Here is a 12934-nt window from a genome sequence, read left to right as displayed (position 1 = left end):
ATGGATGATGGAAATGATCGTATCGTAAGAAAATTGCAGCAACTCGCCGCAGCAGCGGAGCCCACCTTCTGGGGCTATCTGGGTTGTGAATTTGTCGGTATAACGAATGGTATCATCACAATCGCATTGGATGCGAAGCCGCATCATTTAAACCCCATTGGCATGGTTCATGGGGGTGTCACATCTTCGTTGTTGGATACTGCAATGGGAATAATCGCTATGATCGCGAGGCCAGAGGAGAAAGTTGTTACAACAAACTTGAATGTGCATTTTGTGTCTCCCCTCTATGCAGGAAGACTGCTTGTAACAGCGGAACTTGTCCATCAATCGCGTAAAATGATTACAGCGCAAGGCCGAGTTGAGGACAGTGAAGGTAATTTGGGGACGATCGGGACAGGAACGTTTCGTGTGATTTAGTTGAAGCTTCAGCATAAGGAGCCTTCATTACTACGGAGATCGTGGTTGTGAGGGTTCTTTTTATTAAATATATGTCATATAACATTACATATAATTAATAATTTTCATGAAAATTTCATAAATTTTTATTTGATGTTATGTTTTATGACGTAAATGCATTGACGTGTACCATTTGATCATCCTATAATCGATTAAAAGGCATAGGGGGGAAGCACGATGCATCTTACCATTCGTGAAGCGTTGGCGATTTATCCATTAACGGAAGCAAAGTTAGTCGCCGGAAAACAAGGGGAATCCCGTATTGTTAAATCAGTCAATGTCATGGACGCTCCTGACATTGCCGATTGGACAAAATCAGGTGAAATGCTGTTTACTACAGCCTTCGCGATGAAAGACAGCCCGCAAGAAACCGTGAACCTCCTGCGCAAATTAAATGACCGCGGAGCTGCAGGTCTAGGGATTAAGCTCGGGAGATTTTGGACGGAGCTGCCGCAAATCGTTATGGACGAAGCGGATCGATTACATTTTCCAATTATTGAAATGCCATTTCAGTTCACGTTCTCAGATCAAATGAATGCGTTGTTTAATGCTGAATATCGCCGGAATACAGAATTGCTGCAAACGGTGCTCGAAAAGCAGAAGAAGCTGATGCAGTTCGGACTGAAACAAGATAACATGAACGCTATGTTTCAGCTTATCAGCGAAATTCTAGGATATCCGATGGCAGTTGTTGGAGCAAGGGGGCGAGTCTTATATAACACAAGTACATGGCATGCCGAGCAGCTTGCTCAGAACTGGCCGAAAAAGCGAAAATCAGGCTGGGTCTACGCAGGAAAAGATAGAGCGTATCGCGTTAGTTTACAGCAACAAGATGATGAGCCATTAGGACAATTATTAATCATTCCTGATGTTGTTCTGCTGGCTACTGTGGAGGAAGGTTTGTTCCAACAAGCCGCAGATATTCTCTCGTTCCATATGAGTTATACGTTCCGTTCGCATGTTGAAGCTTCTGCTGAGCGGGATTTGCAGAATAACTTGATCCGCTACTTGGAAAAAGGAACGTCCCTTGAGGAGTTTATGGAGCAAGCGGAAGCGAGAGGTTTATTCATTTTTACAGGTGCTTACCAATGTGTCATTGGAAAGAGTAAGAATCCATCATTGATTCAGGATGCTGGGAATGAAAAGCTTAAGGAAGTTAAGCAATATTTGGAATCTCATACGAAATCCAGCAATGTGCGAGGGCATCATTTTATCCTGAAGGATCATCTGTTTTCAATCTATTCCACGACGCAAGCGGATGGATTTCCCGAAGAAGAGTTGTCACAGCTATTAAGCAAGTATGAACGGGAAGCTGGACATGTGTCTGAGCGAGAAGGCATGGTGTTCTATACATCAGCACTGAAAGTGAAGCCTACTGCACTTCGCGAGGCGTACTTGGAATGTGGTGAGACGGGGCGAATGGCGGAGAAACTCTGTTTGCCAGACCGTGTTCTGCATTATGAAACGATCGAATTTGCTCATCTCTTTCAGCACTTGTCGTCTCCAATGATGGAAGATTACTGTGCGAAGATTCTACGTCCTCTTTTAGAGAAGGATCCGGAGTACTCTCAAGAAATGATTCGTACGCTTGAAGTATTTATTCGAAACGACGGTCAAGTTAGTGAGGCTGCTAAGCAATTATTCATTCATCGTAATACCGTTACGTATCGGTTGGAGAAAATTAGTGATCTACTGCAAGTTGATTTCAAAAAAGTAAATGATCTCTTGAAGTTGAAGGCGGTCTTCTTATTCCGTCAATTCTTGCAAGTGAGATCTTAAGACACCAGAACCCTTAATTGCTAATCAGCAGTTAAGGGTTTTGTTTTTGAGTAGAGGCATATTGACACGGATTACTTAGTTGGAGTAAGCAGCATGAGGAAATATAATGTGGAATTCCGTATGTTCGTAAAATAGCTGGATATTATCGAATATTCAGTGGCATTTAGTGTAAATAGATGCATAATTTCCAGTTATTACTTATTTATCATAAGTGCCCAGCTTTCCTAGAACCCCACCTTTAGTTGCATAAGCGAAGTCGTTACCTTATAATTTTGAGGAGAAAGTAGAGAAAGGAGATGTGAAACATGTCTGCATGGAAAGAGTTAACGACGTTATCTGAGTGGCAGGAAGTGCTTGATCGTTCTACGGAAAAGCCTGCTGTCGTTCTAAAGCACAGTACAACATGTCCGGTAAGTGCGAGTGCACTTGATGAATACGAACAATACTTATCTGGCACACACAATGAGGCTGTGGATTATTTCTTGGTGAAGGTGATTGAGTCCCGTCCTGTTTCGAATCAAATCGCAGAGGACCTAGGTATCAAGCATGCATCCCCACAAATTCTTTATTTCAAAAATAAAGAATCTATCTGGAATACATCCCACTGGTCTGTGACGAATAAGCATATGTCCGCAGTACTAGATTAATTATTTAACGTATATACAGCCCTTCGTTTTATCTACGTGATGTAGGTGGGACGGAGGGCTTTTTTATGCCTGTGTTTAATTGAACGTCGTTTAAAAAAGATTGGCAAGCCGAACATCCTCCTATATACTTATTTGACGACAACATGACAGTAATTTTCAGCTAAGGAGTTCGTTATTCATGAATGCAATGAACAAAACAAAAATTCCCATCCCGATTTTTCTTGTAATCGGTATTATTGCTATATCTTTTTCCTCCATATTTGTAAAATGGTCTGACGCATCAGCAGCGGTCATCGCGATGTACAGACTTTTTATGACGAATGTCTTAATGCTGCCATTCCTATGGAATTACCGCAAAGAGTTTCAGAGAATTCAAATGAAAGATTGGCTTCGCACGGCTATATCTGGCATTGCGCTTGGTTTGCACTTTTTATTTTGGATGGATTCGCTGCGCTATACGACGGTTGCAAGCTCGACTGCGATTTTAACGCTTGAGCCGATTTTTGTGCTGGTTGGTGCCTTCTTGCTTTATGGTGTTCGGACAAGCCGTACCGCTATCATAGCCATGTGTATTGCAATTCTAGGAGCTATTTGTATCGGTTGGGGCGATTTTCAATTCTCAGGTGAAGCGCTGAAAGGCGATGTGCTGTCCTTCGTTGGGACGATTGCTGTTGCCTTTCATATGTTACTTGGCAAAAGCTTGAGAGAGCGCATTTCAGCCTATGTGTACAGCTTTCTTGTATTCTTGTTTGCGGGACTAACGCTCGCGGTGACGAATATTTACTCAGGTGAAGCATTCACAGGCTATCCAATGAAGGAATGGGGAATCTTTTTCCTGCTTGCATTCGTCTCCACGATATTCGGACACTATGTGTTTAACTGGTTGCTTAAATATATGAAAGCTTCATCGGTATCGATGACGGTACTAGGGGAACCGCTGGGTGCGTCGATATTGGCCTATTTCCTATTAGGTGAAACGATTACGACGATGCAGCTTTTGGCTGGTTGTTTACTGCTTGTTGGTGTAGCTTTGTTCTTGCGAAGCAATGAGAAACCGTAAGGGTTTCTTGTACTCTTTTATTGAACGAAGGTTAATAACGGTGTGAGATGGAGGCAGGAGCAGCATGAGGTTTCGAGATTTTCATCGCAATGTAAAATTAAGAATAGGCTTATCCTTTCTATCGGGCACTGCGAATAATATGGTGCTGCCATTTATGTCGATCTATTTCTCAGGAAAATTAGGGGATACACTTGCTGGTTTGGTTGTTATTCTTGGTATTTTGGCAGGTGTCGTTGCTGGTATCATCGGCGGATATTATTCAGATCGATTTGGCAGGAAGAAGCTGATGCTCGCTGCAGAAATAGGTTGGATGCTCTGTTTCCTACTTATGGCAGTAGCAAATTCACCGTGGTGGGAGTCACCAATCGCAACCTTTCTCCTAATGATTGTCGTGAGTGTATGCTGGGGGATTCATGGGCCAGCTAATGAGGCTATGCTGCTGGATGCCACGCAGCCTGAGGAACGTAAATTCATGTATGCGATCATGTATTGGATGAATAATCTATCTTTTGCAATCGCGGGGATGGCTGGTGCATTTTTATTTAAATCCTATTTATTTGAATTGTTTATAGCGTTGTCCGTAATTGGTTTGGTTACCAGCATCGTTACATATGTATGTATTCAGGATGACTATAAGGCTCAAATGATGGCGAAAAGCAATAAAACGAAGGGGACGCGTCCTTCAATTTGGACGAATTACCGGATGGTACTGCGTGACAAAACGTTTCTGATTTTCACAATTGCTTCTTTATTGTTGGTATCGGTGGAGTTTCATTTGGGGAACTATGTCGCTGTTCGTTTGGGGAAAGAGATGATAGATACGCCGTTTCTTCCGTGGCTGACGGATGCCTGGCGCATTGATGGCTTCCAAATGCTGGGGTTTATACGTACGGAGAATACGGTACTTGTGGTTGTTCTCTCGGTGTTTATGGGGGTGCTGATGCGTCGATTTACGGATCGTAATGTGCTATTTCTCGGCTATGCTTGCTATATTGCTGGGTATAGCTATCTGGCTTACAGTAATCACCCTGAATTACTCTTACTTTCGATGCTGATCGCTACCGTAGGTGAATTGATGTACGTGCCAATAAAGCAAGCCTACCTCGGTAACATGGCTCCCGACCATTCACGCAGCTCCTATATGGCCTTGTATGGCATGGTATATAGAGGAGCTACGTTTCTGGGCGGTCTAGGGGTAATCCTAGGCGGGATGCTGTCTTCCTGGCTCATGGCCTCATTAATTGCCATCAGTGGTGTGATCGGTATGGTGATGTTTTATTCGATACTGACACAGCTGGAAGAGCGGAAACAGGGTTACTTTGCCGCTGCAAATTCTTCTTTTATGGAAGCCAATAAAGCAGGTTTAGACAGCACTTCATAAGCGGTGTAAGCTAGTGCCTTCGCCGTGAAGAGCATGCTGTCAAGTGCAGGCTCAGTCATAGCGAGATCACGGAATTCCTTCGTATGGAGCAAATGTCGCTCACCCACCACCTTCACGAAAGGGTGAATGGTAGGGCATTGTGTGGAGACATTGCCGAGATCCAAGGATCCGTGGTCTTTGCCGATTTCAATTTCTTTCGGGTTGATACCGAGCTCGAACAATTGGTCTGTGAAAACGTTGGATAAGATCTCATTTGTGCGCAGCTCATCGTACGAGTATTCGTAGAAGGATGTATTCAGTGTGCAGCCAGTTTGAAGGGCAGCGCCTTCTGCACAGTGAAGGACCTTCTGAACGAGCTCATTCGTGTACGTGCGTGTCGCTGAGCGGACGTAAAATCTTGCAACCGCATAGTCCGGGATGATGTTGGGCGCTTTGCCGCCTTCACTGATGATGCCATGAATGCGAGCATCTGATTTGAGCTGTTGGCGCAGCGCATTGATGCTGTTGAATAGCTGCAGGACTGCATCAAGCGCATTAATGCCTTCATAGGGTTGTGCCGCGGCGTGTGCTGAGCGGCCGAAGAATTCATATTGGATGGCATCCATTGCCAGTGATTCGCCTGATTTTTCATACGTATAATAAGGATGGGCCATGAGTGCGATGTCGACATCGTGAAAAAGCCCGGCTGCCGCCATAGGAACTTTGGCGCCTTTGGTTTCTTCGGCAGGCGTACCGTAGACGCGGATACTGCCGCCAGTTGCTGCTAAAGCCGCTTTGAGGCCGATTGCAGCCCCGATGCTCATCATGCAGATGAGATGATGACCACAAGCGTGACCGAGCTCAGGGAGTGCATCGTACTCAGCCATGAAGGCAACGATGGGTCCGGGTTTGCCTGAGTCGTAAGTTGCGATGAATGCGGTAGGAATATCTAAAACAGCACGTTCAATTGTAAAGCCATGGTAGGCGAGTTCTTCGGTTAAACGTGCGAATGCAAGGAATTCTTCATGCCCAAGTTCCGGGTTTGCCCCAATAAAACGGGAAATATCTTTGAATCTTGCGGCATTGTTTTCTATTGTTTGAGCGATTGTTGATTTCATAGAAGTTGGCTCCTTTGTTGAATGGTTCTTCTCTCCATTGTAGTATATAGAAGCAAGAACTACCAAATGCAATGTCATAATGGCTGAACACTAGATCATGGATGTTAAAGAAAGTGGAGGGAACGACTATGATGAAATATGGAGCAGAGCATGAAGAAACCCGATTTAGCTTATGTTTTCTTGAAGCGGAGAGCCGGGGTCAGTGGCAGGATGTGTACCTTGGCATTCAATTGGCAGAAGGTGAAGATCTTCCTGAAGGGCTGATTGATCCATCTATCCTTGTCATTTGTAATTCCGATGGAGACATTGTACAGATTGTCCTCCATGATGAAGGCTGTGATAGTGAATTCCAATTCACGTATGCAGAGAAAGCACAAATTGAAACATATGTAAATCAGCATGTAAGCGTAAAAAAAACGACGAATGAACCCCTGTAGGTATCCCTTCCCAAACTGGGCGGTGGCGCATATAGTAATATACGTCACGCTTTAGGGGAGAGGATAGCGATGGAAAAAAGAATTCAATACTTGGCGTTTGGTGATTCTTTAACCGTTGGTTATGGTGCTGAAGAAGGTCAAGGCTTCGTTTCGGTGTATCGACAAAGGTTGGAATGTCTGCTGAATGTACCTGTTACCTTGCGTCATGCCGGCACGAATGGTGCCACGACAGCGCAGTTGCTTGAGACTATCGAGTCTGATCAAGAGCTTCAGAAGGATATTCAAGAAGCGACTCTCATTACAATTACAGCTGGCGGTAACGATCTCATTCAAGCGGCTATTCCCTTCTTTTATGACGGCGATAACTCGGTACTCAAAACTGCTTTACAAACGTATGAGTCCAACTATCGTAAACTCATCGCACAAATTGAAAAGCTGCGGCAAGGTATACAAACTCCCTACCTACTGGCCTTAATCGGTTTATATAATCCCTTACCGCAAATACCGGATGCTGCCTATTGGGTACAACGGTTTAATCTTTTTCTGCGCAAATTAGAGCAGCCGCATATACAAGTCGTGCAGGTTTACGATGCTTTTGTCGGTCAAGCGGCACTTTTTCTAGCTGAGGATGCCATCCATCCCAATGAATTAGGCTATGAGAAGGTAGCGAACCAATTAGAGGTCGCTGTAACCTTGCAGCAGCTGCAGCAGTTGTTTATCTAAATGAAACTATCTCACATACCCGAAAATGGAAATGAAATGACAGGCGCTGCCAGCCAGCACGAATAAGTGCCATATGGCATGGTGATAGGGAATGCGCCTCCATACATAGAAGATCGAGCCGAGTGTGTAGAGAAGACCGCCGACAATTAGCCATACAATGCCGCCTAGCGGCAATTGCGCATAGAGCGGTTTGAACGCGATCACGATCAACCACCCCATGAAGATATAACACAGGGTTGAAACGAGAACGAATCTTTTTACGAAAAATAACTTTAACACGATGCCAATGAGGGCTAAGCCCCATATGACACCAAAAAACGACCACCCGAGTGTCCCTCGCAACGTAACGAGTAGATAAGGGGTGTAGGTTCCAGCGATTAACACATAGATGGCGGAGTGATCCAGGACTTCAAAAATATCTTTTATTTTTGTCTGAGTAACACTGTGTAATAGTGTGGAGCATGTATACAGTAGAACCAGCGCTGTACCGAAAATGCTGAAGCTGACGATATGCCAAGCGTTTCCGTGTGTGCAAGCTTGTACAAGGAGCAGAATGAGTGCGGCTATGCTGAGGATGACACCAATCCCATGCGTGAGCGCATTCGCTTTCTCTTCTTTGACTGAATATTGCATAGTTAACCCTTCTTTCTTATTGGTGAATAGAGAATCCCTATATAGATTGGACGATGAATCGATGTATTTACCTTCATTTCAACTGAATAATAAAGTCGCCCTAGTGACCGGAGCCGGCAGAGGTATTGGTAGAGCTCTGGCAATTGGTTTAGCAGAGGCTGGCGCGGATGTCGCTATTTTTGCAAGAACGGCAGCGGATTTAGACAATGTTGCTGAAGAAATTCGCGCATTAGGTAGACAAGCTTATCCATACACCGTGGACGTTACGAATCGGGAGCAAATTGAAGAGGCTGTCGCCGCTATTATTGCTCAGACGGATCGTATTGATATCCTTATTAATAATGCTGGCATGAACATCCGCAGTCAAGCTTTGGCAGTAACGGACGAAGAATGGGATACGATCATGCAGACGAACTTAAAATCAGCGTTTCTGTGCTCACAGATTGTAGGTCGTCACATGCAGCAGCGTGAATATGGGCGAATCATCAATATTGCGTCAGTTGCGGGTCAGGTGGCTTTGCGTACAGGTGTCGTATACGCTGCAACAAAAGCGGCGATGATCCAGATGACCAAAGTGCTTGCACTGGAGTGGGGGAAATATGGCATCCTGGTGAATGGGATCGGGCCTTGGTATTTCAAAACTCCCCTGACGGAGAAAATACTGAATCAGCCCGATTATTTAGCGGAAATTATCGCTCGCACGCCGCTGCGCCGTGTTGGTGAATTAGAGGAGCTAGTCGGACCTGCGGTATTCTTGGCATCTGATGCGGCTAATTATGTCACAGGTCAGACACTTTTTGTGGATGGTGGTATGACAATATACGGATTTTAGCGAAATTTGTCTAAATATGTAGAATTAGGGTCGTAGATTCGCGAAACCTATCACCATTTATGTCGTACTACTAGATAAGCCAAAAAATAAGAAATGAGTGGACCCCATGACGACAATCAAGATTATCACGGACAGCAGCTGCGACCTTCCTAGAACGACTATAGACGAAATAGGAGTAGGGATCGTTCCCTTATCTGTGCAATTTGGCGAGGAATGTATGCCGACAGATATGGATCTTGCTGATTTCTATGCAAGGATGAAGCGGGAGAGCGCGTTGCCTAAGACCTCAAGTCCTTCACCTGGACACTTCCTTAGTGAGTATCAGAAGGGTGGGTCGGATCAAGATATTCTTGTAATATGTCTATCATCGGCTTTAAGCTCTACGTATCATCACGCGGTTATGGCGAAAGAGATGCTGCAGGAGGAAGGTTATACTGGCCGCATCGAAGTCATCGATTCAAAGACAACTTCGCTAGGATTGGGTGTACTTGTGTATCAAGCAGCCAAAATGGTGGAGAGTGGACATGCTTATGAAACGGTAGTAGCTGCGATTCAACAAGCCGTTACGAGTTCGGGTACGTTCTTTTTCTTAGATACGCTAGAGAATGTTATAAAAGGCGGGAGACTCGACAGAGTGCGCGGCGCGGTAGCTTCCGTCTTGAATATTAAGCTGCTCATGAAAGCTAGTGAGGAAGGCGCGATTGAGGTTGTTGAGAAGATTCGCGGCTCACAGAATGCCTTGAAGCGATTAATTTCATTCCTTGGTGATAAAGAGCATGATTATGAGAAGGACGTTATTGCTATCGCCCACAGTAACTGTGAACCAAGAGCTCGTGAGTTCATGGTTCAGCTGTTGGAGAAGCATCCGTTTCGCAATGTACTGTTCGCCAATATGGGTACTGTGATAGGTACCTATGCTGGTGAAGGCGGGGTATTAGTCGCCTATTAAGAGAAAAAGACACCTATTGCTCGATCGGAATGATCGGAGGCGTAGGTGTCTTTTTCTGTTCCCTTTGAGTTGGAATGGTTGAACACAATTCGTTTCTTTACAGGGGTAACTCTGTTGTCGTGATGTCCGCTTGATCCGTTGTAACTAGCGGCGACATTTCTCCGGTCACGAGCAGCCAAAGCTCATGTAGCGCACGTGTACAGCCGACATAAAGCAGTTTGGCATCCATAAGCGTCGCTTCATAGTGCTCCGCGGTCACGTCCATCAGGAGCACGGCGTCAAATTCTAATCCCTTTGTCAGATAAACGGGTAACACGGAAATTCCACCTCGATAGACACGTTGCTTAGAGGTGATGAGATTGGTTTCTATCCCAGCAAGCGTCAAAGCGTCATGCAACTCTTGAGCCTGCTTCTCTGTTCGAGCAACGACAGCAATGGTGCTGGAGGTGCCTGATTGCAAGCTTTGTATCGCTTGCTGTAGAAGTGGCAGTCGTTCTTTCAGTGACGTTTGCAGCACGCGAACTTTGTTTCCGCTGCGGAAGACGGGAACAGCTAGCAGCGGGCTGCTTACGCCGCGTTGAAGGACAGAATTCGCAAACTGGATGATTTCCATTGTGGAACGATAGCTTCGTTCTAGTTCGAAGTATCCTGTTTCTTCTTCTTTGAACAAGCTGGAAAATTCCTTCCATTCCTGAATGCCTTGATAGGCATGTATACCTTGTGATAAATCACCAAGAATCGTGAAGGAGCTGTTACGTGTGTACGAATCCAACACGGCGACTTGGAAAGGTGAGAAGTCTTGTGCTTCATCAATGACAACATGATCGAATAATCGGTCCGACGTAATACCATGGAGTCGTGTATGGATGTAGAGTAGAGGAGCTAGATCCTCGAGTTGGACTTCCTTCTTTTTGAAAAGCTTTGCAGATGCCGTTACGATTGACTCCGGTATCTCCTGGAGCAGATTAGCCGGTAAGCTGTCTGGTCGACCTTTGTCAGTGAACAGCATTTTGTAGAACGTGAATGCTGTATATTCAGGCCAAGCCGTCAGATAGGTGCGGAGCTTCTGTGCAGATTTCTTTTTCAACTCTTTTTTCAAGCTTTGCTCCCAAACCTTCTCAAGCTGGATTTCCATCCATCGCTTGATCCGCGCAACGACGCGCTCACGACGTTTGATCAGTGGGTAATGTTTGTTTTCAACGAAAAACCACTCGCGAATGGTGGCGATGGGCAGCTTAACGCCATCCCATGGCGAGAAGTCTGCGGTAGGTACATAAGTTGTTTCAAGGCGACTGAGACAATCGTCCAAGTAGTCTTTAAATGCGACGGCACCTTTGAAGCGTCCTGGCGCTTGGTCGTCGACCGGTGGCCTTTTGCTTCCCAGAGCAAACCAACGCTGTAATGTCAGCTCTTGGTCTGCGATTTGTACTTCATGGTCGAGCACTTCCAGCGCCCAATCGGTAAAGGTACTCTGCTGAATGTTGCCGACACCGAGTTCAGGTAAGACACCTGAAATATAGTCCAAGAACATGGAGTTGGGCGCGAAAATGATCATGCGCTCAGCCCGTACCTGTTCACGGTATTGATAGAGAAGGAATGCGAGTCGGTGCAAGGCAACGGTCGTTTTACCACTTCCTGCGACACCTTGAATAATAAGTGCGGTGTTCTTAGCGGCACGAATAATGCGATCTTGTTCCGCTTGAATTGTGGAGACGATATCGCGTAGTTTGTTATCTTTATTTTCGCCCAATCGGTAGAGCAAGAACTCATCACCGACAGAGAGGGAGTCTTCATTGCGGTCGTAGGTATCGACAACACGCTGGAGAATTTGCTTGCGCACAACGAGATTTCGTTTCAAATAGACTAAGCCGTTGATAAGACCGTCAGGTGAATCATACGAAGCAGCGTCTAAACCACCTGTGAAGGAATAGAATAGGCTTGCTACTGGAGCGCGCCAATCAATGACCAGAAGTCGACCCGTTCGCTCGTCTTCAACGCCAGCTTTGCCGATGTAAAGCGGAACAGGTGAACCCGTGCCTGTTTCTTCAAAGTCCAAGCGACCGAAATAAGGTTCATCAATAGCTTTGGATAAGTTGTGCCTGCCATTCTCACGCAAAACTTCAAGAGCTTGCTCAGTTAAATCGGGACCATAATAAACCGGAGTAGCGCGAAGCCGTTCCAGTTGTTTATCGATTTCCTTATTCGTCTGTTCGAGCCTTTGCAGTTCTTCTTGATAGGCACTTTGAGTCTTTGTGTCCAAGATCAGTTACCTCCTAAGATCAGATGTTGTCTATGGATTTATCATAAACAGGTAAACACTATAACACACCTGACTGGAGATAGAAAGCGAATCTGGGAAAATCTTCGCCTTACCATTTGGGCTTCTGTGGAAAGGAATGGTATACTCAGGAGGTACGCAAATTAATTAATGGAGGCGAAGAGATTCATGTCGATTTATGATATCGAGGTCCAAACGATTACAGGGGAAACACAAACACTTTCAACATATAAAGGAAAGGCGCTTCTCATTGTAAATACCGCGAGTGCTTGCGGACTTACCCCTCACTATAAGGGGCTTCAAGCTCTTTATGAGCAATATCAGGATAAAGGACTCGTTGTACTTGGCTTTCCATGTAACCAATTCGCTGGGCAAGAGCCTGGTACGAATGAAGAAATTCAAGCTTTTTGCGAGTTAAATTACAAAGTATCCTTCCCATTGTTTGATAAGATCGATGTAAAAGGTGAGCATGCTCATCCGCTGTATACGTATTTGCTTAGCCATACGCCTGAGCCTTACCGCACGGGCGAAATTGAATGGAATTTCGTGAAATTCTTAGTAGATCCAAGTGGTCAAGTGGTTAAACAATACGGTGCACGTACAGAACCAGCAGACATTAGTGCAGATATCGAAGCTGTTTTAGCTTAATTGATTAAGAAAAG

13 protein-coding genes are annotated in these 12934 nt (G+C 45.1%); 10 read left to right on the top strand and 3 right to left on the bottom strand.

All coding sequences use genetic code 11. From position 1 onward, the window contains the following. From AC58QM_RS04345 to AC58QM_RS04325, 5 genes are all read left to right on the top strand, one after another. Positions 1-417 (top strand): PaaI family thioesterase, encoded by a 417-nt coding sequence (locus AC58QM_RS04345; RefSeq protein ID WP_497281713.1) that lies wholly within the window; start codon positions 1-3, stop codon positions 415-417. A gap of 216 nt (positions 418-633) precedes the next feature. Beyond that, entirely contained in the window at positions 634-2235 is a 1602-nt protein-coding gene (locus tag AC58QM_RS04340; RefSeq protein ID WP_497281712.1) for a PucR family transcriptional regulator, read from the top strand. Between the two features lie 305 nt (positions 2236-2540). Further along, positions 2541-2882, top strand: coding sequence for a bacillithiol system redox-active protein YtxJ (gene ytxJ, locus AC58QM_RS04335; RefSeq protein ID WP_497281711.1), 342 nt, complete (start codon positions 2541-2543; stop codon positions 2880-2882). Positions 2883-3060: 178 nt separating this feature from the next. Further along, positions 3061-3942 (top strand): DMT family transporter, encoded by an 882-nt coding sequence (locus AC58QM_RS04330; protein WP_497281709.1) that lies wholly within the window; start codon positions 3061-3063, stop codon positions 3940-3942. Positions 3943-4006: 64 nt separating this feature from the next. Further along, positions 4007-5323, top strand: coding sequence for an MDR family MFS transporter (locus tag AC58QM_RS04325; protein ID WP_497281708.1), 1317 nt, complete (start codon positions 4007-4009; stop codon positions 5321-5323). Here the strand turns inward: AC58QM_RS04325 and AC58QM_RS04320 are convergent. Next, entirely contained in the window at positions 5257-6420 is a 1164-nt protein-coding gene (locus AC58QM_RS04320; RefSeq protein ID WP_497281707.1) for a M20 family metallopeptidase, read from the bottom strand. The two genes, AC58QM_RS04325 and AC58QM_RS04320, sit on opposite strands and share 67 nt — an antisense overlap. Positions 6421-6548: 128 nt before the next feature. On the opposite strand from AC58QM_RS04320, the gene AC58QM_RS04315 reads away from it, so the two are divergent. Both AC58QM_RS04315 and AC58QM_RS04310 read left to right on the top strand, forming a co-directional pair. Continuing rightward, entirely contained in the window at positions 6549-6857 is a 309-nt protein-coding gene (locus AC58QM_RS04315; protein WP_497281705.1) for a hypothetical protein, read from the top strand. 69 nt (positions 6858-6926) lie between these two features. Next, the gene (locus AC58QM_RS04310) at positions 6927-7580 is read left to right on the top strand and encodes a GDSL-type esterase/lipase family protein (protein WP_497281703.1); all 654 of its coding nucleotides are present in this window, start codon (positions 6927-6929) and stop codon (positions 7578-7580) included. Positions 7581-7586: 6 nt separating this feature from the next. Here AC58QM_RS04310 and trhA read toward each other — a convergent pair whose 3' ends face one another. Next, a complete protein-coding gene (gene trhA, locus AC58QM_RS04305; protein ID WP_497281702.1) occupies positions 7587-8213 on the bottom strand; it encodes a PAQR family membrane homeostasis protein TrhA in 627 nt (208 codons plus the stop codon). 61 nt (positions 8214-8274) lie between these two features. On the opposite strand from trhA, the gene AC58QM_RS04300 reads away from it, so the two are divergent. Together AC58QM_RS04300 and AC58QM_RS04295 are read left to right on the top strand one after the other, a co-directional pair. Beyond that, on the top strand, positions 8275-9045 hold the full coding sequence (locus AC58QM_RS04300) for an SDR family NAD(P)-dependent oxidoreductase (protein WP_497281700.1): 771 nt from the start codon (positions 8275-8277) through the stop codon (positions 9043-9045). Positions 9046-9151: 106 nt separating this feature from the next. Further along, complete coding sequence (locus AC58QM_RS04295; RefSeq protein ID WP_497281699.1) at positions 9152-9994, top strand: DegV family protein; 843 nt, start codon at positions 9152-9154, stop codon at positions 9992-9994. 97 nt (positions 9995-10091) lie between these two features. Here the strand turns inward: AC58QM_RS04295 and AC58QM_RS04290 are convergent, their stop codons facing one another. Further along, entirely contained in the window at positions 10092-12254 is a 2163-nt protein-coding gene (locus AC58QM_RS04290; protein WP_497281698.1) for a HelD family protein, read from the bottom strand. Between the two features lie 186 nt (positions 12255-12440). Between AC58QM_RS04290 and AC58QM_RS04285 the strand changes: the two genes are divergently transcribed. Continuing rightward, a complete protein-coding gene (locus AC58QM_RS04285; RefSeq protein ID WP_497281696.1) occupies positions 12441-12920 on the top strand; it encodes a glutathione peroxidase in 480 nt (159 codons plus the stop codon). The last annotated feature ends 14 nt before the right edge of the window (positions 12921-12934 follow it).

This window comes from Paenibacillus sp. J22P165, from assembly GCF_059692015.1.
This window is presented reverse-complemented; position numbering and strand designations above follow the sequence as displayed.